Here is a 19,646-nt window from a genome sequence, read left to right as displayed (position 1 = left end):
TCGCGAATGGCGTCAGCGAACCACTGCTTCAGAACGATCGCCCACCACAGCAGGCCAAAGGCCAGCGAGTAAGCGCCCCATTGATGGCCGTTGATCCACTGCCCTGCGCCCAGAATGACGAAGAACAGGCCGATCGACGCCATCACCGGATGCCGCGAGGGACCGGGAACGAAGTAGTACGGGGTTGCCCCATGTGGAGTCGCTGCCGACATCTTTTTTCTCCTCGAACTTAAATCTTCAGTCCTGCTGAATCGTCACGCCGCACCGGCCACATTGCTCTTGATCACCCAATTGACCAAGAGAAGCAGCAGCAGCACGAAAACCAGGGCCCCGATGAGGCCGGCGATGATCACATGCACCGGATTCAGCTTAGCCACGTCATTGTCATAGTCGGCGCCACGACGAACGCCGAAGAACGCCCAACCTATCGCCTTGACCGTCTGCAAAAACGACAGCGGGCGAGCCGCTGCGTCCTTCAAATCCTGTCCCGGCTTCACCAAAGCTTAGGCTCCAACGGTGCCAAGGCCTGCTTCTGCCCCTTGCCAGCCACCTCGAAGAAGGTATAGGACAAGGTGATCGTCTTCACGTCCTTGGGCAACTTCGGGTCCACCACAAAAACCACGGGCCAGGACTTCTGCTCACCGGGTTGAAGGGTGTACTCGTTGAAGCAGAAGCACTCCAGCTTGTTGAAATGCGCCGTGGCCTGCTTGGGCGCATAGCTCGGAATGGCCTGAGCTGCCATCACGCGCGTCTGCACATTGCGGAACTCGTACATCACCGTGGCGAGCTCTCCGGGGTGAACCTCCAGATAGTTCACCGCGGGCTTGAAGTCCCATGGCCCTCGTGCGTTCGCATCGAACTCGATGGTGATCTTGCGGCTGTAGTCGACCTGCGTATTCCGGACATCCTCGGCGCGCACCACATGCTGGCGCTCGGACATCGACAACACGTTGATACCCAGCGCAGTACAGATGGCGTTGTACAAAGGCACCAGCGAATAAGCGAAGCCAAACATCAGCGCCACGATGACGCCCAGTTTGCCCAGCATCTGCAGGTTGTCCCTGCGCAATGCTGAGCCGAAGTTCCAGCGCTGACTCATCTTGACTCGATCACTCAAGCGCCGAGCAAGGCGATCTTGGCCACGAAGCCAACCGCAAACACGGCAGCCACTGAAGCCAGCACCCAGCCCAGGCGACGATTGCTCTTGCGTTGTTCAGGCGTCATGACCATGGTGTTTAACCAATCACCTTGGTGGCCGTGGCATCCAGCTTGGGCGGGTTCTCGAAGGTATGGAACGGAGCCGGTGACGGCACTTCCCATTCCAGACCCTCAGCGGCTTCCCAGGGCTTCTGGGGTGCCGGCTCGCCCTTGCCACGCATCATCGGCAGGACCACGAACAGGAAGAAGTACACCTGCATGAAGCCGAAGCCGAAAGCGCCAATCGAGGCAATCGCATTCATGTCAGCGAACTGCATCGGATAGTCGGCATAGCGTCGCGGCATGCCGGCCAGGCCCAGGAAGTGCATCGGGAAGAAGGTGATGTTGAAGGTGATCAGCGAGCCCCAGAAGTGGAACTTGCCGCGCCATTCGTTGAACATCACGCCGGTCCACTTGGGCGCCCAGTAGTACACGCCGGCAAACAGCGCAAACAAGGAACCAGCCACCAGCACGTAATGGAAGTGGGCCACGACGTAATAGGTGTCCTGCACCTGGATGTCGATCGGCGCCATCGCCAAGATCAGGCCGGTGAAGCCCCCCATCGTGAACACGAAGATGAAGCCCACGGCCCACAGCATCGGGACCTCGAAGGTCATCGAACCGCGCCACATCGTGGCCAGCCAGTTGAAGATCTTCACGCCAGTCGGCACCGCGATCAGCATCGTGGCGTACATGAAGAACAGCTGGCCCGTCACCGGCATGCCGGTGGCGAACATGTGGTGAGCCCACACGATGAAGGACAGGATCGCGATCGAGGCTGTCGCATAAACCATCGACGCGTAGCCGAACAGCCTCTTGCGCGCAAAGGCCGGCACGATCTGGCTGACGATGCCGAAGGCCGGCAAGATCATGATGTAGACCTCGGGATGACCGAAGAACCAGAAGATGTGCTGGTACATGATCGGGTCGCCGCCGCCTGCGGGATTGAAGAAGGCGGTGCCGAAGTGGCGATCAGTCAGCGTCATCGTGATGGCGCCGGCCAGCACGGGCATGACGGCGATCAGCAGATAGGCCGTGATCAGCCAGGTCCAGGCGAACATCGGCATCTTCATCAGCGTCATGCCCGGAGCGCGCATGTTCAGGATGGTGACGATGATGTTGATCGAACCCATGATGGAGGACGCGCCCAGGATGTGCATCGCGAAGATGCCGGCATCCATCGAGGGGCCCATCTGCAGCGTCAGCGGCGCATACAGCGTCCAGCCAGCAGCGGGTGCACCGCCGGGCATGAAGAAGGAACCAACAAGCATCAAGGCGGCAGGAATCATCAGCCAGAAGCTGAAGTTGTTCATGCGCGCGAAGGCCATGTCAGATGCGCCGATCTGCAGCGGGATCATCCAGTTCGCGAAGCCCACGAAGGCCGGCATGATGGCGCCGAACACCATGATCAGGCCGTGCATCGTGGTGAGCTGATTGAACAACTCAGGATTCACGAACTGCAGGCCGGGCTGGAACAACTCGGCACGGATGCCCAGAGCCAGCAGGCCGCCGATCATCAGCATCGTGAACGAGAACAGCAGGTACAGCGTACCGATGTCCTTGTGGTTTGTGGCATAGACCCAGCGCCGCCAGCCCGTCGGGGCGTGGTGGTCGTGGTCGTGCGCATGGCCATGAACGTCATGACCGTGTTGGTCGAGCACTGCACTCATCTTGGTTCCTCTTTAGACGTTCGAACGGCTTACTTGCGCGCGGCCACGATTTCCGAAGGCTGCACGATCTGGCCCGTCTTGTTGGTCCAGCTGTTCTTCGTGTAGGTGATCACCGCGGCAATCTCCGTGTCGCTCAGCTGCTTCCAGGCCGGCATGGCGCCATTGGCTGCGCCGTTGAGCATCACAGCAATCTGCTTGCCATGGTCGGCATCCAGGACCAACGGAGAAGCGTCAAGGCGCTTGATCGGGCCGGCGCCAGTGCCGTCAGCCTTGTGGCAGGCCGCGCAATTGGCGTTGTAGACCTTCTCGCCGCGAGCCACCAGGGCCGCCAGTTCCCAGATCTTGGTCGGATCGTCAGCCTTGGCAGCCATCTTCTTTTTCTCGCCAGCGACCCAGGCGGTGTAGGCCTCGGCACTCACCACCTTGACGTGGATGGGCATGTAGGCGTGTTCCTTGCCGCACAACTCGGCGCACTGGCCGTAGAAGTCGCCTTCCTTTTCAGCCTTGAACCAGGTGTCGCGCACGAAACCAGGGATCGCGTCCTGCTTGACGCCGAATGCAGGCACCATCCAGGCATGGATCACGTCGTTGGCCGTGGTGATGATGCGCACCTTCTTGCCGACGGGCACCACCAGCGGGTTGTCCACCTTGAGCAGGTAGTCGTCGACCGGAGCAGGCTTGCCGGAGTCGGACGCTTCACGGTGCGAAGGGTCAAGCGTTGCCAGGAAGCCGATGCCCTCGCCCTCGCCCTTCAGGTAGTCATAACCCCACTTCCACTGGTACCCGGTGGCCTTGATGGTCAGATCGGCATTGGTCGTGTCCTTCATGGCAACCACCACCTTGGTGGCCGGCAGGGCCATCAGGATGACGATGATGAAAGGGACGATGGTCCAGGCGATTTCAACCTTGACGCTCTCGTGGAACGTGGCCGGCACCGCACCCTTGGACTTGCGGTGCTTGATGATCGAATAGAACATCACGCCGAACACCGCCACAAAGATGGCCAGGCAGATGATGAGCATGAAGTTGTGCAGCCACATCTGGTCCGCCGCAATCTTCGTGACCGGGGGGTGCAGATTGATCTGGTTGACCGCCGGACCGCCTGGCAGGTCATTCACCGCCAGGGCCGCCTGGGTCGCCAGTGCGGCACCCAGGGTCATTGCCGTCCGGCCGATCCCGCGCCCCAGCTGATGCACTCGTGCGTTCATCATCATCATGGTCGTCACTTCAGTTTCAAATTCAACCCATGGGCCGCACGCCAGAGCTCATGGCTCTCCGGCGCAAAACCCCTCGCATGCATGGACACCTGGACACTGCTGCAGCCTGTGCAGCACATCCCGGCGACGCGGGCCCCTGGCTCCAACGATTTCTATTGCCCAACCGGCATTGATTGACATCGCGCAAGCTCGCAAACCCGCACTGGCTCTAAGCTTGCACCGCCTGAGCGTCCAATCCAGAGCACCGATTGACCGCGTAGTTTAGCTTAGGCTTATAGAGCTTTTGTCGTCTTTGTGCGTCGATACGCCCCCGCTGTTGCACTAGCGCGAGCCGCTTGGCTTGCGCATCAGGGCTCGCATCTCATCCAACGGAATCCGCGTTTCGGCAGAAAGCACAGCTCGTGGCGGCGCCTTGAAGGCGTGCCCGTAAACCAGCTCGAGCGACAGGCGTAGCAAGCCGTCCGGACCCCGCAGCGCCTCGAGTTCGCGCAAGAGGCCGGAACGCCACGCCTTTGTCCGGCACGCCGCGAATCGATCCGGTGAAAGATTGCCCCCCAAGGCACGCAAGTCCGCCAGCATACGGTCTGCGTCTCGCCAGGTCAGGCTGATGCGCTCCTGGTCCATCACCGGATCAGCAAAGCCCGCCTCCACCAGCATGTCGCCGATGTCATGCATATCGATCCATTCCGGGCCGGCGGAGTCCCAAGCCAAGGCGCCATAAAGCGTGCGCAGTTCGCGCAGACTGTCCGGTCCCAGGCAGGAGAACATCACGAACCCGTCAGGCGCCAAAGCGCGCTGCCACAAGCGCAGCAAGGCCTGCGGGTCCGGGCTCAGGTGCAGATACATATTCGCCCACAGCAACTCAGCGTCACCATCCTTCAGCTGCTGCGGCAGTAGCACCGGCGTCGGATCGCGCCCACGCAAGCTGTCGAACCAGCGCCGTGCCGACTTCAGCTGCGCCAAGCTGCGCTCACGCAGGGCTTCGACAGGCTCGACCAGACTCCACTCAGCCTCCGGGTAGGCGCGGCGCAGCTCCTCCGAACTCGCACCGAGGAAGGCCGACCACTGCAGCACCTTGCGCGGCTGAAGCTTGATCACGCTCAGCCGCTCGACCATGCGGCGTGAAATCTCGCTGTTCAACCAGGGTGGGTCGGCCTGGACGGCCAGGCGCCGAAGCTGGCGCTTCAGTGCCAGTGCGTCAATCTGCATGAAAGCAGGACGTTGCGCACCTATGGATTCGGAGTCAGACATGGGCCGGCAGTATATTGAGCCCATGGATGCGCGGCCGCTCGTCCCCACAATGCCCACTTGGCTGGAGCGCGTGCTGCGGCGCTGTCCCGGGCAATGCGCCATCTGCCGAAGATGGACGACGGCCGGCCTGTGCGCGCACTGCATGGCACGCTGGACCCACAGCGCGCCGCGCAGTCGGACTTGCGCCATCCAGCTACCAGCCGAGACCACCCATCCGTCTTCTGCGTAGCAGGGCGGACTCTGCCTGAGGAAGCCACCGCCGCTTGATCGCTGCGTCAGGGCAATGGACTACGCCTCTCCCTGGGACCTGCTGATCCAAGGCATCAAGCTCCACCAGACTCTGGACCTTGTCGGCCTTCTGCTGGAGCGCCTGGACTGCGCACTTGACGTGGAAGAAGTGAGCGCACCGGACTGGCTGCTGCCCGTGCGCTTGTCCACCCAGCGCCTGCAGGGCAGAGGCGTCAACCAGTGCTGGGAGCCGGCCCGGCGGCTGGCTGCGCGCCGGCAACTCCGATGCTCTGCAGCTATGCTTCTGCGCGTGCGCGACATGTCCCACCAGCTCGCACTGCCGGCAGAACAGCGCGCCGCCAATGTTCGTCAAGCCTTCTTGATCGAGCCGAGGCAGACGCATCATCTGCGTGGCAGGCATGTCGCCGTGCTCGATGACGTGATGACCACCGGCGCCACGATTCACGAGCTCGCGCTCACGCTGCGACGAGCCGGCGCGTTGAGTGTGCAGGCCTGGGCCCTTGCGCACACCCCCGATCCACGACACTGATGCCATGTTCAATATCGTTCTCGTCCATCCGGAGATTCCGCCCAACACCGGCAATGTGATCCGCCTGGCGGCCAACACCGGCTGCAGCCTGCACCTGATCGAACCCTTGGGCTTCTCGATGGAAGACCGGCTGCTGCAGCGCGCCGGCCTCGACTATCACGAGTACGCCCCATTGCAGCGCCATGCCGACTGGCAAAGCTTCGTCGACAAGGAGAGGCCGGACACGAGCCGGATGTTTGCCTTCACGACCCGCGGCAGCCGGCCCTTCGGCCAAGTGCAGTGGCAGGCTGGAGACTGGCTGGTCTTCGGCAGCGAGACAGCCGGACTGCCAGCGGCCTTGCGCGACAGTTTCCCGTTGGAGCAGCGCGTGCGTCTGCCGATGCGCCCCGATCAGCGCAGCCTCAACCTGAGCAATGCGGTAGCCGTGACCGTCTTCGAGGCCTGGCGCCAGAACGGCTACGCCGGCAGCGTCTGAGCGCCGGCACCGCGTTCAACTCACTCGGGCTGGACGCCAGCAGCCTTGATGAGATCGCCCCAGCGCCTGGTCTCGCTCTTCATCAGTGCAGCCAAGCCCTCGGGCGTGGTGGCGGCAGCGCTGAAGTACTGATTCAACATCTTGCTGCGCACCTCGTCGCTGCGGATGATGCGCACCAGCTCGGTGGAGAGCCGCTGCACGATCGCCGCCGGTGTGCCGGCCGGCGCCAGCATGGCCTGCCACGAAACGGCCTCGAAGCCCGCAAAGCCCTGCTCGGCCAAGGGCGCCAGTTCCGGCAAAGCGCCCACACGACCCAGGCTGGTGACACCCAGCGCCTTGAGCTTGCCGGCGCGCACCTGCCCCATCGCGATGGCTGGCACCATGAAGCCCGCCTGGACTTGCCCAGCCAGGATGGCGTTCACCACCTGCGGAAAGCCTTGATACGGCACATGGGTCAGATCGATGCCGGCACGGGACTTGAACGATTCCATCGCAAGATGGGCAGCACTGCCGTTGCCGACACTGCCGTAGTTCAGCTGACCCTTCTTCTCCCTGGCAATGCGCACGAAATCGGCCAGCGTACTGGCGCCCAGTTTCGGGTCTACCACCAGTACGTTAGGTGAGGTCGCCACCAGGCCGATGGGCTGCAGCTCCTTGACGGGGTCATACGGCAGCTTGCGCGTCAGCAAGGGTGCGGTCACCAGCGGCCCCTGGATGGTGAACAGCAGCGTATAGCCGTCCGGCTCGGCCTTGGCCACCGCCGCCGTGCCGATATTGCCGCCCGCACCCGGCCGGTTGTCGATCACGATCGCCTGGCCCAACGCCTGCGCCAGCGGCTCAGCAATGGCGCGCGCGATGATGTCGGGCGAACTGCCGCCCGGGAATGGAACGACCAGCTTGATCGGGCGCGCCGGCCAGGCCTGTGCCCAGGCGGGTGCGACGGCCACGCCCAGGCCAGCAGCCAGGCCTTGAAGAACTTGACGACGATCCATGCAAAAACTCCGTTGACTGCCTGAGCGGCAGGACATCAATGCTCGGAGCGCGCCTGGCGCCCCATCAGCAACTCGACCGCAGCCGCGGGGCTCAATCGCCCGTCGAGCACGGCTACCACAGCCTCGGTGATGGGCATGTCGACACCGCGATCGCGCGCGCGCGCCAGCACCGTGGGCGCACTGTAGACGCCCTCAGCCACATGCCCCAGATCCTGCAGGATCTGGGGCAGGGCCAGCCCCTCGGCCAGCAGCAGGCCGACCCGGCGATTGCGCGACAGATCGCCGGTGGCTGTCAGCACCAGATCGCCGACACCCGACAGGCCCATGAAGGTCTCGGTGCGCGCACCGAGTGCCAGACCCAGACGCAGCATCTCGGCCAGGCCGCGGGTGATCAGCGCCGCTCGGGCGTTCAGACCCGGCGCCTGGTTGGCATCACCACTCTTCTCGGCCCGCAGGCGCAAGCCATCTGCGATGCCGACTGCAATGGCCATTACGTTCTTGACCGCCCCGCCCACCTCGACTCCCACCGGATCGCTTGAGGTGTAGACGCGCAGGCGCTCCGCATGGAATGCATCAACGGCCAGTTGCGCGAGCGCCTGATCCTCGCTGGCGGCCACCAAAGCGGTCGGCTGCCCAGCCGCGACTTCCTGCGCAAAGCTGGGGCCAGACAGGATGCCCACCCGCAGCCGCGGCTGCACCGCACGCGCAATCTCATGGCCCAGCAGGCCCGTGCCTGCCTCGAAGCCCTTGCACAACCAGAGCACGCTTGCGCCATCGGGCAGACTGGCCAGCATCGGGCGCAGCGCAGCCATCGGCGTGGCCACCACGATCAAGCCGTCCATGCCATGTGCCACAGCCTCGGCGAGATCGGAAGTGATGGCCAGTTGCTGCGGTAACTCAGCTTCTGGCAGATAGCGCGTATTGCGGCGGGTCGCCCGCATCTCGGCACAAGCCGCGCCATCACGCGCCCACAGCAGCACCTCGTGGCGCCCGGCCGCCTGCACGGCCAGCGCACTACCCCAGGCGCCAGCACCCAGAACGCTGATCTTCATCTCTAGTCCATCCTGCTGCTGCAAGGCAGCGACCAAAAAGAAACGCGCCCTGCTGCAGACGATGCAGCCCGGGGCGCGTTGCTGTGCTCACTGGCGGGGCCAGTTCAGTGCCGTCAGTTGATGGCGCCTTGCTCGGCGCGCTGAGCTTGCTGGGCCTCGAACATGGCCTGGAAGTTGACTTCCGACAGCAGCACCGGAGGGAAGCCGGCGCGAGTGCAGACGTCCGACACCACGGCGCGCAGGTAGGGGTAGATCATCTGCGGGCAGACGATGCCAATGATGCCTTCCAGCTGCTCGGCCGGAATATTGCGGATCTCGAAAATGCCGGCTTGCTTGGCTTCGATCAGGAACAGGGTGCGCTCGGCCACCTTGGTGGTCACGGTGGCGGTCACGCTGACCTCGTACACGCCCTCGGCCACCGGCTCGGCGGCCAGTGCGAGGTTGATGTCGACCTGCGGCTGCGCCTGCTCCAGCAGGATCTGCGGCGAATTCGGCTGCTCCAGCGACAGATCCTTCAGATACATGCGCTGGATCTGGAACACGGGGCTGTTGTTCTCTTCGGACATGGTGTCTTTCGTTGGGTAAACGCCCGCCGGATGGGTCCGCGGCGGTAGGCGGCGGCATTATCACCCAGGCCCTGCAACGCTCCCTGCGTCTGCCGACCTGGGTTGACCCTAGGGCAACGCTGACCCAGTCCCTCGCCTACAGCGCAGGGACAGATTCAGCATCGCCTCAGGCCGCCAGCAGGGGCAGGAGACCGCCGCGCTGATCCAGCGCGACCAGGTCATCACAGCCACCCACATGGGTGTCGCCAATATAGATCTGGGGCACGGTGCGGCGACCGGTTTCAGCCATCATGGTCTGCCGGGCTTGCGGATCGAGGTCAATGCGGATCTCCTCGATCTGCTCGACGCCGCGCTGTTTCAGCAAGCTCTTGGCCCGCACGCAGAAGGGGCAGACCTGGGTGGTGTACATCTTGACGGGCTTCATTGCCGACTCTCCGCTGGCGACCTTGGATTGGACAAGTCGCGTCAGGCGCTCTTGTCGACGGGCAGGCTGGCTTCACGCCAAGCTTTCAGACCGCCGGCCAAAGGCACAGCCTTCTCATAGCCCATCTTGCGCAGCATGCCTGCAGCGCGCGTGGCACGTGCGCCGGACTGGCATAGCACCAACAGCGGCAAGGCCTTGTTGCTGGGCAGCTGCTTGTTGTCGGCAGACAAGGCAGCCATCGGAACGTTGCGGGCCCCGCTGATATGGCCGGCGGCGTACTCAGCCGGCTCGCACACATCAACGACCACCGCCTTTTCGCGATTGATCATCTGCACGGCCTGCGCCGGCGAGACGGCGGCACCGGCACTTGCCCCGGCAAGAGTCGGCCACAGCAAAAGAAAGCCGGAGCTCAAAGCCGCCAGCAGCAAGACCCAGTTGTTGAGAAGGAAGTCCAAGAGCAGATCCGTTCAGGCAAGGAATAAGGGCGCGATTATAGAAACCGCGCCCTCCCACCTGCAGGAACAGGGAAACTTCAGGCCAGCTTGAAGGTCGAAACCGCTGTCTGCAAGGCTTGGGCCTGCTGTTCCAGGCTGCTCGCGGCTGCCGCCGCTTCCTCGACCAGGGCCGCATTCTGCTGCGTCATCTGGTCCAGCTGCGTGATGGACTGGTTCACCTGGCCGATGCCCTGGCTCTGCTCGCTGGACGCCGCGGTGATCTCGCTGATGATGTCCGAGACCCGCTGCACGCTGGCCACGATTTCACTCATGGTTGCTCCGGCGTTCTGCACCAGTCGGCTGCCGGCCTCGACGCGGTCGACGCTGGTGCCGATCAATCCCTTGATCTCACGTGCGGCCTCGGCTGAACGCTGCGCCAGGCTGCGCACCTCGCCCGCCACCACCGCAAAGCCACGGCCCTGCTCGCCGGCCCGCGCGGCCTCAACCGCCGCATTCAGCGCCAGGATATTGGTCTGGAAAGCGATGCCGTCGATCACGCCGATGATGTCGGAGATCTTCTTCGAGCTGGTGTTGATCTCGTCCATCGTGGCCACCACCTGGCCCACCACCTCGCCGCCCTTCTGCGCCACCGCTGCGGCCGAACCCGCCAGCTGATTGGCCTGGGCCGCGGAGTCCGCACTCTGGCGCACGGTGTCCGTCAGCGTCTGCATATTGCTGGAGGTCTGCTCCAGCGACGTCGCCTGCTTCTCGGTACGTACGGACAGGTCATGGTTGCCTGCGGCAATCTCGCGCGAGGCCACACTGATCGAATCCGTGCCGGTGCGCACATTGGAGACGATGCTGGACAAGCCGCGTGCCATATCTCGCACCGCTGCCAGCAAGCTGGCTTCAGCACCAGGCGCCACCTCGATGGATTGCGACAGGTCGCCGTCTGCCATCTGGCGCATCACGTCGCGGGCGTACTCCGGCTCACCGCCGAGCTGTCGCCACACGCTGCCGATCACCAGGAAGGAACCGACACCCAAGGCCACCACCACCAGCAGGCCCGCGACCACGATGGCCAGCAGGCTTCGCGACACACCGTTCTTGGCCGCAGCAAGACCCGCGGCAAAGCCTTCGCTGGCATCCTCGCGCGACTTCTTGACTTCGGCTTCCAAGGTCTTCAAGGCTGCCTGCATCTTGGGGATCGCGCCGGCCTGATCGCCCTGCTTGATGCCCAGGAACAGTTCAGCTGTCTCGACCGACGCAGCGAAGTAGGCCTCGAAAGCACTCTTGAGCTTGGCCGCCACATCGCCCTTGCCCTCTAGGCCCGCAATCACCTCCAGGTGCTTGCGCATGGCTGTGGCGCGCTCCTTGGCCTCGTCCAGACGCTTCTTCTCGCCCTCAGCCACGGCGCTCTGGATGGTGGCACCCAGGGCCTCAAGCTGGTTGGCGAACTGCGTCGTTGCGTCCAGGTAGGGGTAGTCCTTGGCACCAACCGCCTCGATGGCCGACGATGTCCGTGCTGAGAAGCCCCACACCACGGCGATGCCGACAGCGAAGATCAACGCGGCAAAGACAGGCAAGAGCCAGATTCGGGTTTTGACATTCATAACTGCTCCTGACGCAACACGCCGCCCTCCAGGCGGCGTGCTGCATGTGCATCATGCACGGCTTGCGGTGATCAGTCGACGCTCAGCGCCACCTTGACGGTGCCATCGACGGCCGATCTCTCGATGTAGCCGATGGCGTCCGGGTTGCTGGCGACGAACTTCTTCACGTCTGCTGCGCTGGCCAACTCCTTCGGCGGCGTAGCCTTGCCCGAGAACACCAGACGCGACCAGCCTGCCTTCACCTGGGCGGCATTTTTGCCGGTCACCTTGGTGTAGAACTGCTCACGCACCGCCGAACTGTCCGGCAGGTCCGTCGGGGCTGCCGTACCGCCACCGGGCAGCGCGTTGCTCTTGCCCAGGAAGATGTCCGCCACCTGCGCGGCGGTCAGGCCGCCCGGGTTCTTGGGATTCACGATCACCGCAATCTGCGCTTGCGCCAGACCGGCCAGCGTGAGGCCGAGGGCTGCAACGGCAAGGCGGGCCTTGTGCTTCATCATCATCTTGTTGTGAGTCATGCTGCGCTCCTTGCTCAGAACACGGTGTCCACAGACAGGCTGTAGACGTTGACGTTCTTGCCGCCGAATCCGGGCTTTGGCGCGTTGAACAGGCCCACGCCTGTGGGCTTGACGCGATCGAACTGGGCCTTCACGGCCACGTTGCGCATCGCATCCCAACGCATGCCCAGGCCGACCGACTTCTGGGAAATGTTCTGATCAGCCACCACAGCGTCGACGGTCGCCTTCAACACCGCCAGCTGAGGTGTCAGAGCGGGGATGGTGTTGTTGACATTGCTGTCCTTGCGCTTCACTTCCGAAACCGTTGCGTAGGGTGTAAAGGCACCCAGGCGATAGCCCAGCGTGGCGTACCAGCCGTCGGTATCGGCGACATAGCTGTCGGTACGACGCATCGTGTACTCGAAGCTGCCGATCACGTCATTCATGTCGAAAGTCAGGCCGACACCGGTGAAGCTGGCATCCTTGCCGTCGGCGGACAGTTGCTGACCCACAGCCGGCACGCCGGGCACCGGCACCGACGCCAGGCCAGCCACCAATTGCTTGAGGGTCGCACTCTCGACCGTCACCTTGCCCTGGACATGGCCCAGGCGCAGCGTGAAGCCGTCGAACTCGGCGGTCGAATTGAAACCTGTCACGCTCTTGAACTTCAGGTCCGTGCGCTCGTAGGTGTCCTTGGCCGAACCCGCCAGCACTTGCAGGTTCAGCGTCGCGCCACCGAGACGGGTCTGATAGGACAGATCGCCGCCATCGAAATGGCTGAAGGGCACCTGACCGTACACATCGACCGGCGGACGCAGCCAGGTGTTGGCATAGCCGACGTCACGGAAGTCGGACACCGCGAAGAATGGGCCGCCCATTCGGCCGAGGCGCACGGCCAGCGCCGGCGTCAGCTGGGCCTTGGCAAAAGCCCATTCCAGCACCGGCTTGAAGCTGCCGTCACCGGTCTGCTTGGTCAGCACCTGGGCGGTGCCGGAGAACATCGGCGACAAGCGGCCGGTGACCTGCAGACCCAGCTTGCTGTCGACTTCGCCACTGAAGCTCTTGGTGGCACCGCGCACCTGGCCGGGGATCAGATAGTGGGCGTCATCGGTGTTGGTGCCGGCGATGCCGACGGTCGCAAAGCCGGAGAAGGTGAATGGGCTGCCGGCGTCGGCCTGCGCCGTCGCGGCAAAGGCTGCCAGCACGGCGGCCACGGGCGTCAAGCGCCAGAAAGTTGTGTTTCGCATCGGTTCACCATCAGGTAGTGGGGGGACTGCATGAGGGTGAATCGCAATGCAACGGCCAAGCGGCTCGAACAAGGCATCACCCCCGCTCCTGCTTTTCGGCAAGGGAGTGATGAAACTTTAGCGCCGTATCTGATAAAAGTGCTCCAACTAATTCACGGTCGCGCTAACTGGCTCGCTCCACGTTGCCATTTCCCAACCTTCATCATTTCGACAGATCGCCAGTCAAGGCCTTGGTGCAGCGGCCCAGAAATTTCGCCGAGCGATCACCATTCAGCGAGGTGACGGGTCAGCCCCGCAAGGCGGAAGCGCCCTTCAGGCCGCCGGTGTCATGCAGAAGGGCCAGGCTCCCCCGCTGGGCGCGGCACCCGCCAGCAAGGCCTCGGCGCGCGCCAGCACCGCCTCGGGGCCGAGCCACTCCGGGTATTGCCGCTGCACGTCCACCTGCGCACCCCAAGGCGCCCACAGCTCGGGCTTGGTCGGGCCTAGGACGCTCAGCACGCGGCCACCCACCGCTGCGGCCACATGGGCCGGGCCGGTGTCGTTGCTGACCACCAGCGCGGCGCGCTGCAGCAGCGCCGCATAGACGCCCAGCTTCACGCCAGGCAGGCTGAGCGCCTTGGGGTACTGGCGTGTCGCGGCCTCTTCCTCACCCGGCCCCGGGCAGACGACCAGGCGCAGGCCGCGCGCTGAGGCCAATTCAACAAAATCGGCAAAACGGGGCCAGGTCTTATCCAGCACCTCGAAAGTGCCGCCAGCGAATGGACAAATTAGCAAAAAGGGTTCATCGACCCTATGCTGGGCCAGCAACTGAGCGGCTGCCTCGCGCTGCGCTGCGCTGACCGTCATGCCGATCTCGGCCGGCGGTGGCTCGTCCACACCGAGGAACCGGCAGGCCAGCTCCCAGTAGTTCAGCAAGGCATGGCCCGGCGCTGGCATGGGGACGCTGCGGTGCAGCAGCCAGCCGCGCGCCTCATGCGCGTAGCCCACGCCCTTGAGCCCGGCCAGGCGCATCTCCAGCGCCGCCGAGAAGGACCAGGGCAAGGCAATCGCGTTGGCCTGGCGGTCGAAGTCGGGCTGGCGCGCGCGCGCCTCGCGACGCAGGGTCTTCAGCTGTGCCACGCGATCGCCCAGCTTCTTGGGTCGCACCTGAACCGACCAGCCCTCAGCTTCCAACAGCGCCGGCGCCCAGCCCTTGCCAATCAGCTGCAGGCGGTAGCCATGACGCTCCAGCAGGCGCAGCGCCGGGATGCCCAGCACCACGTCGCCGACGAAATTGCGCAGCCGCACGATGACGGTCTTGTCGGCTTGGCGGTCCTCTATCATCGCGATCCCTGGCTGGAGTGACATGCAAGAAAGCAGTGGCGCCGGATTCTGCCACCCATGCCGCCGGCCCCAGACAAACTCAAAGCCGACCACCCCATGACAGCCGCCCTCCCCCTGCCCCGTGCCCAGGACCTGACCACGCTGCACGACCAAGCCCTGGCCCGCGCCGACTGGCTGGCCGCGCTGCCCGAACTCGATGCCGTGGGCGGCGGCGAACTGCACCTGTGGATGACGCGCAACCACTTCTACAACAGCAAGCTCTGGGCCGAGGAAGACCTGGCGCGCCGCACCCAGGTCTCGGACAGCGAGATCGCCGCCAACAAGCGCGCCATCGATCGCTTCAACCAGGCCCGCAACGACGCCACCGAGCGCGTGGACGAGTTGCTATTGCTGCGCCTGGGCCTGGTGGATGCTGAATCGGCGCGCAGCGACACGCCGCGCTCGCTGGCCCCGGCCGGCGCACGACTCAACAGCGAAACCGCCGGCACCATCGCCGACCGCCTGTCCATCCTGGCGCTGAAGATCCATGCAATGCGCCAGCAGACCGAGCGTCAGGATGTGGACGAAGCCCACCGCACCAGCAGCCGCGCCAAGCTGGCCCAGCTGCTGGACCAACGCGGCGACCTGGCCTCCTGCCTGGACGCGCTTCTGGCTGATGCCGCCGCCGGCCGCGCCTACTTCAAGGTCTACCGCCAGTTCAAGATGTACAACGATGCGCGCTTCAACCCCGCGCTGGTGGCCGAGGCCGGCAAGCGCTGAGCGAGAGCTGAGCAAGCAAACGCTGAAAGTGAACGTCTGCAATGCTGAAGCTCGCTGCCAATCTGGACTGGCTCTACACCGAGCTGCCCTTTCTCGATCGCTTCGCCGCCGCCGCGCGTGACGGTTTTTCGGCCGTCGAGATCCTGTTCCCCTACGCACATGGGCTTGAAGCGATCCGCGCCCAGTTGCAGGCGCAGCGCCTGCAGCTCGTGCTGCTGAACGCACCGCCGGGCGACTGGGCGGCCGGCGAACGCGGCCTGGCCTGCCTGCCCGGACGCGAGGCCGATTTCCGCACCGCCATCGAACAGGCCACCGCCTGGGCCAGCGCACTGGCCTGCCCGCGCATCCACGTGATGGCCGGGCTGCTGCCGGCCGGTGCGGAGCGGGCCAACGTGCAGCCGCTCTACATCGCCAACCTGCGCTGGGCCGCCGAGCGCGCTGCCGCGGCCGGTCTGGCGCTAAGCATCGAACCCATCAATGGCCGCGACATGTCGGGTTACTTCCTTAACCGCCAGGATCATGCGCTGGAGATCATCGACACCGTGGGCGCGCCCAATCTGGGCCTGCAGATGGACTGGTACCACTGCCAGATCGTCGAAGGCGATCTGAGCCACAAGCTGCGGCGCGCCGTCGCGGCCGGCCGGCTGGCCCATGTGCAAGTGGCCGCAGTACCGGACCGTGGCGAACCGGATCAGGGCGAGCTGCGCGTGGAGCACTTGCTGGCCTTGCTCGACGAGCTGGGCTACCAAGGCCATATCGGCTGCGAGTACAAGCCGCGCGCCGGCACCGCGGCCGGCCTGGGCTGGGCCCGTCGCTATCTCAAGCCAGCACAGGCCTAAACCTGAATCAAGCCGCCAACAGCGGTAGGCACGCGATCAAGTCGCCAGCAGCGGCTTGAGCGCCTTTACCAGCAACGGCACCACGCTGACGGCGTTGCTCTCATGCGGCACCGCGTTGCTGCTCCAGACATGGCGTACGCCCGCGGCCTTCAGCGCCGGCAGCGCGTCGCCGTTGAACAGCGCATGTGTCACCGCCACGTCCACGCTGGCCGCGCCGCGCGCGAGCAGCTCCTGGGCCGAGCCGATCAGCGTGCGGCCGGTCGAGGCCATATCGTCAAGCAGCACCACCGCCCGCCCGTTCACATCCACCTCGGGCAGTGCCAGCACCACTTGATGATCGCCATGGCGCACCTTGCGGCCCACCGCATGGTCCAGGCTACCGGCACGCGCCGCCTCGCTGACCCATTGAGCCGATTCCTCATCCGGCCCGATCAGCACCGCACCCGGCACCTGGGCGGCGATCCACTCGCCCAGCACCGGGGCGGCCGAGAGGGCAAGACCTGTCCCCGGCGGCATCACCTCGTCCAAGCTGGCGATGCGGTGCAGATGCGGGTCGATGGTCAGCACCCGGTCGAAGTGCGCGGCCAGCAGGCGTGCGATATGGCGCTGGCTGACCGCCTCGCCCGGCGTGAACTCCATGTCCTGGCGCATATAGGCCAGGTAAGGGGCCACCAGCAGCAGCTGCCGCGCGCCGTACTCGCGCGCGGCGGGCGCCGTGATCAGCAGCTCAACCAGCTTCTCGTTGGGCTGCTGCAGGCCGCGCAGCAGCAGCACGCGCTCGGGCAGCGGCTTGGGCAACACCAGGCGCAACTCGCCGTCCGGGAAGCGGTGGCGAGAGATGAAGGCCAGCGGCAGGCCCAGGGCCTCGGCCAGTTCACGGGCCAACATGGCCTCGTCCTCAAAAGCCAGCAGAAGCATCGAATTCCTTTGATTCATCGTCACATCATGAACAGCACGCCGCTGGCGAACTCATGCGGCAGTTGCTCTGCACGGCCCAGGCGGTAGCCGCAGTCCTTCTCGGCATGGGTGCGCGCAAACTGCAGATCGGCCTCGTACTGCGCGTGAATGCGGTACAGCGGCTCACCTTTGACGACGCTATCGCCCAGGCGTTTCAGCAGGTCCAGGCCCGCTGCGGGCACCTGCGGCGCACCGGCGAGGCGCGCAATGCGGGCGATACGCAAATTGTCCAACGCCACCACCACGCCATCCTCCGACGCCAGGATCTCGGCCTGCAGTACGCCGGGCAGCGCCACATCGGCGCGGCGGCCTTGCGCGTCGATGATGGCGTTCATCTGCGCCAGCGCTCGGCCGGAGTCGAGGATGTCGCGGGCAATCTGGAAGCCCTCGCCGCCGCGTACATCGGGGTCGAACTCGATCATGCGGCCGGCCAAGCGCAGTGCCTTCTGACGGAGGTCCTGCGGCGCCGCCGGATCGCCCTGCAGCACCTGCATCACGTCGCGCGCCTCCAGCACCGGGCCGATGCCGTGGCCGATCGGCTGGCGGCCGTCGGACAGCACCACGTCCAGCTGCAGGCGCAGATGCTTGGCCACGTACTCGAACAGTTTCTTCAGGCGCTGCGCCTCGGCCATCGAACGCACCTTGGCGCTGGGGCCGACCGGGATGTCCAGCACCAGATGGGTGGAGCCGGCCGCGATCTTCTTCGACAGGATGGAGGCCACCATCTGGCCCGGCGAATCGATGGACAGCGGCCGCTCAACCGAGATCAGGATGTCGTCGGCCGGCGAGAGGTCGGCCGTGCCACCCCAGGCCAGGCAGGCGCGCGTGTCGCGCACGATCTGCACCATGCGCTCGAATGGCAGCTCCACCTGAGCCAGCACCTCCATCGTGTCGGCCGTGCCGGCCGGCGAGGTGATGGCACGCGAACTGGTCTTGGGGCAAAGCATGCCGTGCGCCGCCACGATGGGCACCACCAGCATCGAGGTGCGGTTGCCGGGGATGCCGCCGATGCAGTGCTTGTCCACCACCAGGCCATGGCCAACCTCGCGCTGCCAGTCCAGCCGCCGGCCCACATCGATCATGGCCTCGGTGAGGTGCACCACCTCCTCGCGGTCCAGCTCGTACTGGTTGGTGGCCACCACAAAGGCTGCCAGCTCGATCTTGGAATAGCGCGCGTCGGCAATGTCCCGAATGATGGAGGCCAGCTCGTCCTTGCCCAGGCGCTCGCCGCTGATTTTGCGGTGCAGCGCACCGATCGAGCGCGCCGGTTCGGCATGCGCGATGCTGGCGCTGTGGCCATCTTCCACACCGAGACGGCGGAAGGCATCCTCGCTAACGCCCAACTCACAGGCGCTGACGATGCGCTCGTCGCTGACGACGTTCAGCACCGCCAGGATGAGCTGGCCATTGGCATGCACCTCGACCTTGGAGAGGGCCTGAAAGCCCGCCGCCCGCACCACCGGGCAGTCGCGGTGCATATAGACCACGTTCTCGCGCCAAGTGTCGATGCCGACGCGGCGGATCTTCAGCGTGCTGCTCTGTGTCATCCAGCCACTTTAGCCGAGCTGATTGGCCTGGGGCCCGGCTAGGCCTCCAGCGCCTGCGCGATTTGCGTGCGCATATGCTCAGCCAGCGCGCGGCGGTCGGCATGCGCGGTCTGCTCGGCTGGCAGGATCTGGATGTCCATGCCCAGACCACGGGCCGAGGCGATGGCCCACAGACTTTGAGCCAGCGTCATGTCGCCGATGAAGCGGGCTGCCACGCTGAAGCGCTCGCCCGGCGCGTGCCAGCGCAGCACCAGCGGCTGAATCGGCGCCTCGGTGGCGATGGCGGCCTGCAGCAGATTGGCGTGAAAGGGCAACAACTCCGGCCCGGCGCCGGTCGTGCCCTCGGGAAACACGGCCACCGTATCGCCGGCCTTCAGCGCCTCGGCGCTCTGGTGCACCACGCGCAGCGCATCGCGCTTGCTGGCGCGCTCGATGAACAAGGTGCCTGCCCCTTCAACCAGGACGCCCACCAGTGGCCAATGCCGCACATCCGCCTTGGACACAAAGCGCGCTTCCGGCAGCACCGCGTGGATGGCCGCGATGTCCAGCCACGACACATGGTTGGCCACGATCAGCTTGGCGCCCTTGCGGCCGCTGCCGCGCAGCTGCAGCTGCACGCCCAGCAGGCGCAGGCATTTGCGCGACCACCAGCCGATGCGTGCATGCCGGCCGGCGGCATCGAGCCGGCCGAACTGCAGGCGAACCAGCAGCAGTCCGTGCAGCACATGCAGGGTCAGGCGCGTCAGGCGCCACAGGGCGATCAGGCTGCGCATCCGACTAGACGCGGGCCTCGAAGGCCAGCGTGCCGGCC

At 65.0% G+C, this 19,646-nt stretch carries 22 protein-coding genes and 1 pseudogene; 4 read left to right on the top strand and 19 right to left on the bottom strand.

The annotated features are described in order from the left end of the window. The 7 genes and pseudogenes from ACIQ67_RS15130 to ACIQ67_RS15100 all read right to left on the bottom strand — a co-directional run. A pseudogene (locus tag ACIQ67_RS15130) lies at nucleotides 1-212 on the bottom strand (cytochrome c oxidase subunit 3); the annotation flags it as partial. Nucleotides 213-254: 42 nt separating this feature from the next. After that, the gene (locus ACIQ67_RS15125) at nucleotides 255-500 is read right to left on the bottom strand and encodes a DUF2970 domain-containing protein (protein WP_397535208.1); all 246 of its coding nucleotides are present in this window, start codon (nucleotides 498-500) and stop codon (nucleotides 255-257) included. Then, a complete protein-coding gene (locus tag ACIQ67_RS15120) occupies nucleotides 494-1,099 on the bottom strand; it encodes a cytochrome c oxidase assembly protein (protein WP_397535210.1) in 606 nt (201 codons plus the stop codon). Before ACIQ67_RS15120 ends, ACIQ67_RS15125 begins: the two co-directional genes overlap by 7 nt. A gap of 14 nt (nucleotides 1,100-1,113) precedes the next feature. Continuing rightward, nucleotides 1,114-1,224 (bottom strand): cytochrome oxidase small assembly protein, encoded by a 111-nt coding sequence (locus ACIQ67_RS15115; protein WP_397535207.1) that lies wholly within the window; start codon nucleotides 1,222-1,224, stop codon nucleotides 1,114-1,116. 11 nt (nucleotides 1,225-1,235) lie between these two features. Further along, nucleotides 1,236-2,867 (bottom strand): cytochrome c oxidase subunit I, encoded by a 1,632-nt coding sequence (gene ctaD, locus ACIQ67_RS15110; protein WP_397535206.1) that lies wholly within the window; start codon nucleotides 2,865-2,867, stop codon nucleotides 1,236-1,238. A 29-nt stretch (nucleotides 2,868-2,896) separates the two neighbouring features. Beyond that, on the bottom strand, nucleotides 2,897-4,027 hold the full coding sequence (coxB, locus tag ACIQ67_RS15105; protein ID WP_397535209.1) for a cytochrome c oxidase subunit II: 1,131 nt from the start codon (nucleotides 4,025-4,027) through the stop codon (nucleotides 2,897-2,899). Between the two features lie 378 nt (nucleotides 4,028-4,405). Then, nucleotides 4,406-5,335 carry a biotin synthase gene (locus tag ACIQ67_RS15100; RefSeq protein ID WP_397535205.1) on the bottom strand — a complete coding sequence of 310 codons (930 nt, stop codon included), beginning with the start codon at nucleotides 5,333-5,335 and terminating at the stop codon, nucleotides 4,406-4,408. 283 nt (nucleotides 5,336-5,618) lie between these two features. Between ACIQ67_RS15100 and ACIQ67_RS15095 the strand changes: the two genes are divergently transcribed. Continuing rightward, complete coding sequence (locus tag ACIQ67_RS15095; protein WP_397535204.1) at nucleotides 5,619-6,113, top strand: ComF family protein; 495 nt, start codon at nucleotides 5,619-5,621, stop codon at nucleotides 6,111-6,113. 4 nt (nucleotides 6,114-6,117) lie between these two features. Beyond that, nucleotides 6,118-6,588, top strand: coding sequence for a tRNA (uridine(34)/cytosine(34)/5-carboxymethylaminomethyluridine(34)-2'-O)-methyltransferase TrmL (gene trmL / locus ACIQ67_RS15090; RefSeq protein ID WP_397535203.1), 471 nt, complete (start codon nucleotides 6,118-6,120; stop codon nucleotides 6,586-6,588). Between the two features lie 20 nt (nucleotides 6,589-6,608). On the opposite strand, the gene ACIQ67_RS15085 is transcribed toward trmL, so the two are convergent. From ACIQ67_RS15085 to ACIQ67_RS15045, 9 genes are all read right to left on the bottom strand, one after another. Further along, complete coding sequence (locus ACIQ67_RS15085; RefSeq protein ID WP_397535202.1) at nucleotides 6,609-7,580, bottom strand: Bug family tripartite tricarboxylate transporter substrate binding protein; 972 nt, start codon at nucleotides 7,578-7,580, stop codon at nucleotides 6,609-6,611. Between the two features lie 35 nt (nucleotides 7,581-7,615). Then, complete coding sequence (locus tag ACIQ67_RS15080; protein WP_397535201.1) at nucleotides 7,616-8,632, bottom strand: NAD(P)H-dependent glycerol-3-phosphate dehydrogenase; 1,017 nt, start codon at nucleotides 8,630-8,632, stop codon at nucleotides 7,616-7,618. Nucleotides 8,633-8,745: 113 nt separating this feature from the next. Next, nucleotides 8,746-9,198, bottom strand: coding sequence for a protein-export chaperone SecB (gene secB / locus ACIQ67_RS15075; RefSeq protein ID WP_397535200.1), 453 nt, complete (start codon nucleotides 9,196-9,198; stop codon nucleotides 8,746-8,748). Between the two features lie 166 nt (nucleotides 9,199-9,364). Beyond that, complete coding sequence (grxC, locus tag ACIQ67_RS15070) at nucleotides 9,365-9,622, bottom strand: glutaredoxin 3 (RefSeq protein WP_397535199.1); 258 nt, start codon at nucleotides 9,620-9,622, stop codon at nucleotides 9,365-9,367. Nucleotides 9,623-9,663: 41 nt separating this feature from the next. Next, on the bottom strand, nucleotides 9,664-10,077 hold the full coding sequence (locus tag ACIQ67_RS15065; protein WP_397535198.1) for a rhodanese-like domain-containing protein: 414 nt from the start codon (nucleotides 10,075-10,077) through the stop codon (nucleotides 9,664-9,666). Nucleotides 10,078-10,154: 77 nt separating this feature from the next. Then, nucleotides 10,155-11,669 carry a methyl-accepting chemotaxis protein gene (locus tag ACIQ67_RS15060; RefSeq protein WP_397535197.1) on the bottom strand — a complete coding sequence of 505 codons (1,515 nt, stop codon included), beginning with the start codon at nucleotides 11,667-11,669 and terminating at the stop codon, nucleotides 10,155-10,157. A 71-nt stretch (nucleotides 11,670-11,740) separates the two neighbouring features. Continuing rightward, nucleotides 11,741-12,184 (bottom strand): hypothetical protein, encoded by a 444-nt coding sequence (locus tag ACIQ67_RS15055; protein WP_397535196.1) that lies wholly within the window; start codon nucleotides 12,182-12,184, stop codon nucleotides 11,741-11,743. A gap of 14 nt (nucleotides 12,185-12,198) precedes the next feature. Then, the gene (locus tag ACIQ67_RS15050; RefSeq protein WP_397535195.1) at nucleotides 12,199-13,410 is read right to left on the bottom strand and encodes a porin; all 1,212 of its coding nucleotides are present in this window, start codon (nucleotides 13,408-13,410) and stop codon (nucleotides 12,199-12,201) included. Nucleotides 13,411-13,722: 312 nt separating this feature from the next. Next, nucleotides 13,723-14,733 (bottom strand): glycosyltransferase family 9 protein, encoded by a 1,011-nt coding sequence (locus ACIQ67_RS15045; RefSeq protein ID WP_397535194.1) that lies wholly within the window; start codon nucleotides 14,731-14,733, stop codon nucleotides 13,723-13,725. 96 nt (nucleotides 14,734-14,829) lie between these two features. On the opposite strand from ACIQ67_RS15045, the gene ACIQ67_RS15040 reads away from it, so the two are divergent. Beyond that, on the top strand, nucleotides 14,830-15,492 hold the full coding sequence (locus ACIQ67_RS15040) for a DUF4254 domain-containing protein (protein WP_397535193.1): 663 nt from the start codon (nucleotides 14,830-14,832) through the stop codon (nucleotides 15,490-15,492). A 41-nt stretch (nucleotides 15,493-15,533) separates the two neighbouring features. Next, nucleotides 15,534-16,331, top strand: coding sequence for a 2-oxo-tetronate isomerase (gene otnI, locus ACIQ67_RS15035; protein WP_397535192.1), 798 nt, complete (start codon nucleotides 15,534-15,536; stop codon nucleotides 16,329-16,331). 36 nt (nucleotides 16,332-16,367) lie between these two features. On the opposite strand, the gene ACIQ67_RS15030 is transcribed toward otnI, so the two are convergent. The 3 genes from ACIQ67_RS15030 to ACIQ67_RS15020 all read right to left on the bottom strand — a co-directional run. Continuing rightward, complete coding sequence (locus ACIQ67_RS15030) at nucleotides 16,368-17,267, bottom strand: ribose-phosphate diphosphokinase (protein WP_397535191.1); 900 nt, start codon at nucleotides 17,265-17,267, stop codon at nucleotides 16,368-16,370. Between the two features lie 2 nt (nucleotides 17,268-17,269). Continuing rightward, the gene (locus ACIQ67_RS15025; protein WP_397535190.1) at nucleotides 17,270-18,835 is read right to left on the bottom strand and encodes a thymidine phosphorylase family protein; all 1,566 of its coding nucleotides are present in this window, start codon (nucleotides 18,833-18,835) and stop codon (nucleotides 17,270-17,272) included. Between the two features lie 38 nt (nucleotides 18,836-18,873). After that, a partial coding sequence (locus tag ACIQ67_RS15020) for a lysophospholipid acyltransferase family protein (protein ID WP_397535189.1) occupies nucleotides 18,874-19,646 on the bottom strand: 773 nt, incomplete at its 5' end.

The sequence above is a fragment of the Roseateles sp. genome, assembly GCF_044373315.1.
Taxonomy (GTDB): domain Bacteria; phylum Pseudomonadota; class Gammaproteobacteria; order Burkholderiales; family Burkholderiaceae_C; genus JACDQM01.
Note: the sequence above shows the minus strand (reverse complement) of the source record. Positions and strands in the feature narration are given on the sequence as shown.

What these genes read in the sequence shown, in the direction of transcription:
- ACIQ67_RS15120 (WP_397535210.1), bottom strand. Translation starts at nt 1,099, where the DNA reads ATGAGTCAGCGCTGGAACTTCGGCTCAGCATTGCGCAGGGACAACCTG.
- ACIQ67_RS15115 (WP_397535207.1), bottom strand. Translation starts at nt 1,224, where the DNA reads ATGACGCCTGAACAACGCAAGAGCAATCGTCGCCTGGGCTGGGTGCTG.
- ctaD (WP_397535206.1), bottom strand. Translation starts at nt 2,867, where the DNA reads ATGAGTGCAGTGCTCGACCAACACGGTCATGACGTTCATGGCCATGCG.
- coxB (WP_397535209.1), bottom strand. Translation starts at nt 4,027, where the DNA reads ATGACCCTGGGTGCCGCACTGGCGACCCAGGCGGCCCTGGCGGTGAAT.
- ACIQ67_RS15100 (WP_397535205.1), bottom strand. Translation starts at nt 5,335, where the DNA reads ATGTCTGACTCCGAATCCATAGGTGCGCAACGTCCTGCTTTCATGCAG.
- ACIQ67_RS15095 (WP_397535204.1), top strand. Translation starts at nt 5,619, where the DNA reads ATGGACTACGCCTCTCCCTGGGACCTGCTGATCCAAGGCATCAAGCTC.
- trmL (WP_397535203.1), top strand. Translation starts at nt 6,118, where the DNA reads ATGTTCAATATCGTTCTCGTCCATCCGGAGATTCCGCCCAACACCGGC.
- ACIQ67_RS15085 (WP_397535202.1), bottom strand. Translation starts at nt 7,580, where the DNA reads ATGGATCGTCGTCAAGTTCTTCAAGGCCTGGCTGCTGGCCTGGGCGTG.
- ACIQ67_RS15080 (WP_397535201.1), bottom strand. Translation starts at nt 8,632, where the DNA reads ATGAAGATCAGCGTTCTGGGTGCTGGCGCCTGGGGTAGTGCGCTGGCC.
- secB (WP_397535200.1), bottom strand. Translation starts at nt 9,198, where the DNA reads ATGTCCGAAGAGAACAACAGCCCCGTGTTCCAGATCCAGCGCATGTAT.
- grxC (WP_397535199.1), bottom strand. Translation starts at nt 9,622, where the DNA reads ATGAAGCCCGTCAAGATGTACACCACCCAGGTCTGCCCCTTCTGCGTG.
- ACIQ67_RS15060 (WP_397535197.1), bottom strand. Translation starts at nt 11,669, where the DNA reads ATGAATGTCAAAACCCGAATCTGGCTCTTGCCTGTCTTTGCCGCGTTG.
- ACIQ67_RS15055 (WP_397535196.1), bottom strand. Translation starts at nt 12,184, where the DNA reads ATGACTCACAACAAGATGATGATGAAGCACAAGGCCCGCCTTGCCGTT.
- ACIQ67_RS15050 (WP_397535195.1), bottom strand. Translation starts at nt 13,410, where the DNA reads ATGCGAAACACAACTTTCTGGCGCTTGACGCCCGTGGCCGCCGTGCTG.
- ACIQ67_RS15045 (WP_397535194.1), bottom strand. Translation starts at nt 14,733, where the DNA reads ATGATAGAGGACCGCCAAGCCGACAAGACCGTCATCGTGCGGCTGCGC.
- ACIQ67_RS15040 (WP_397535193.1), top strand. Translation starts at nt 14,830, where the DNA reads ATGACAGCCGCCCTCCCCCTGCCCCGTGCCCAGGACCTGACCACGCTG.
- otnI (WP_397535192.1), top strand. Translation starts at nt 15,534, where the DNA reads ATGCTGAAGCTCGCTGCCAATCTGGACTGGCTCTACACCGAGCTGCCC.
- ACIQ67_RS15030 (WP_397535191.1), bottom strand. Translation starts at nt 17,267, where the DNA reads ATGAATCAAAGGAATTCGATGCTTCTGCTGGCTTTTGAGGACGAGGCC.
- ACIQ67_RS15025 (WP_397535190.1), bottom strand. Translation starts at nt 18,835, where the DNA reads ATGACACAGAGCAGCACGCTGAAGATCCGCCGCGTCGGCATCGACACT.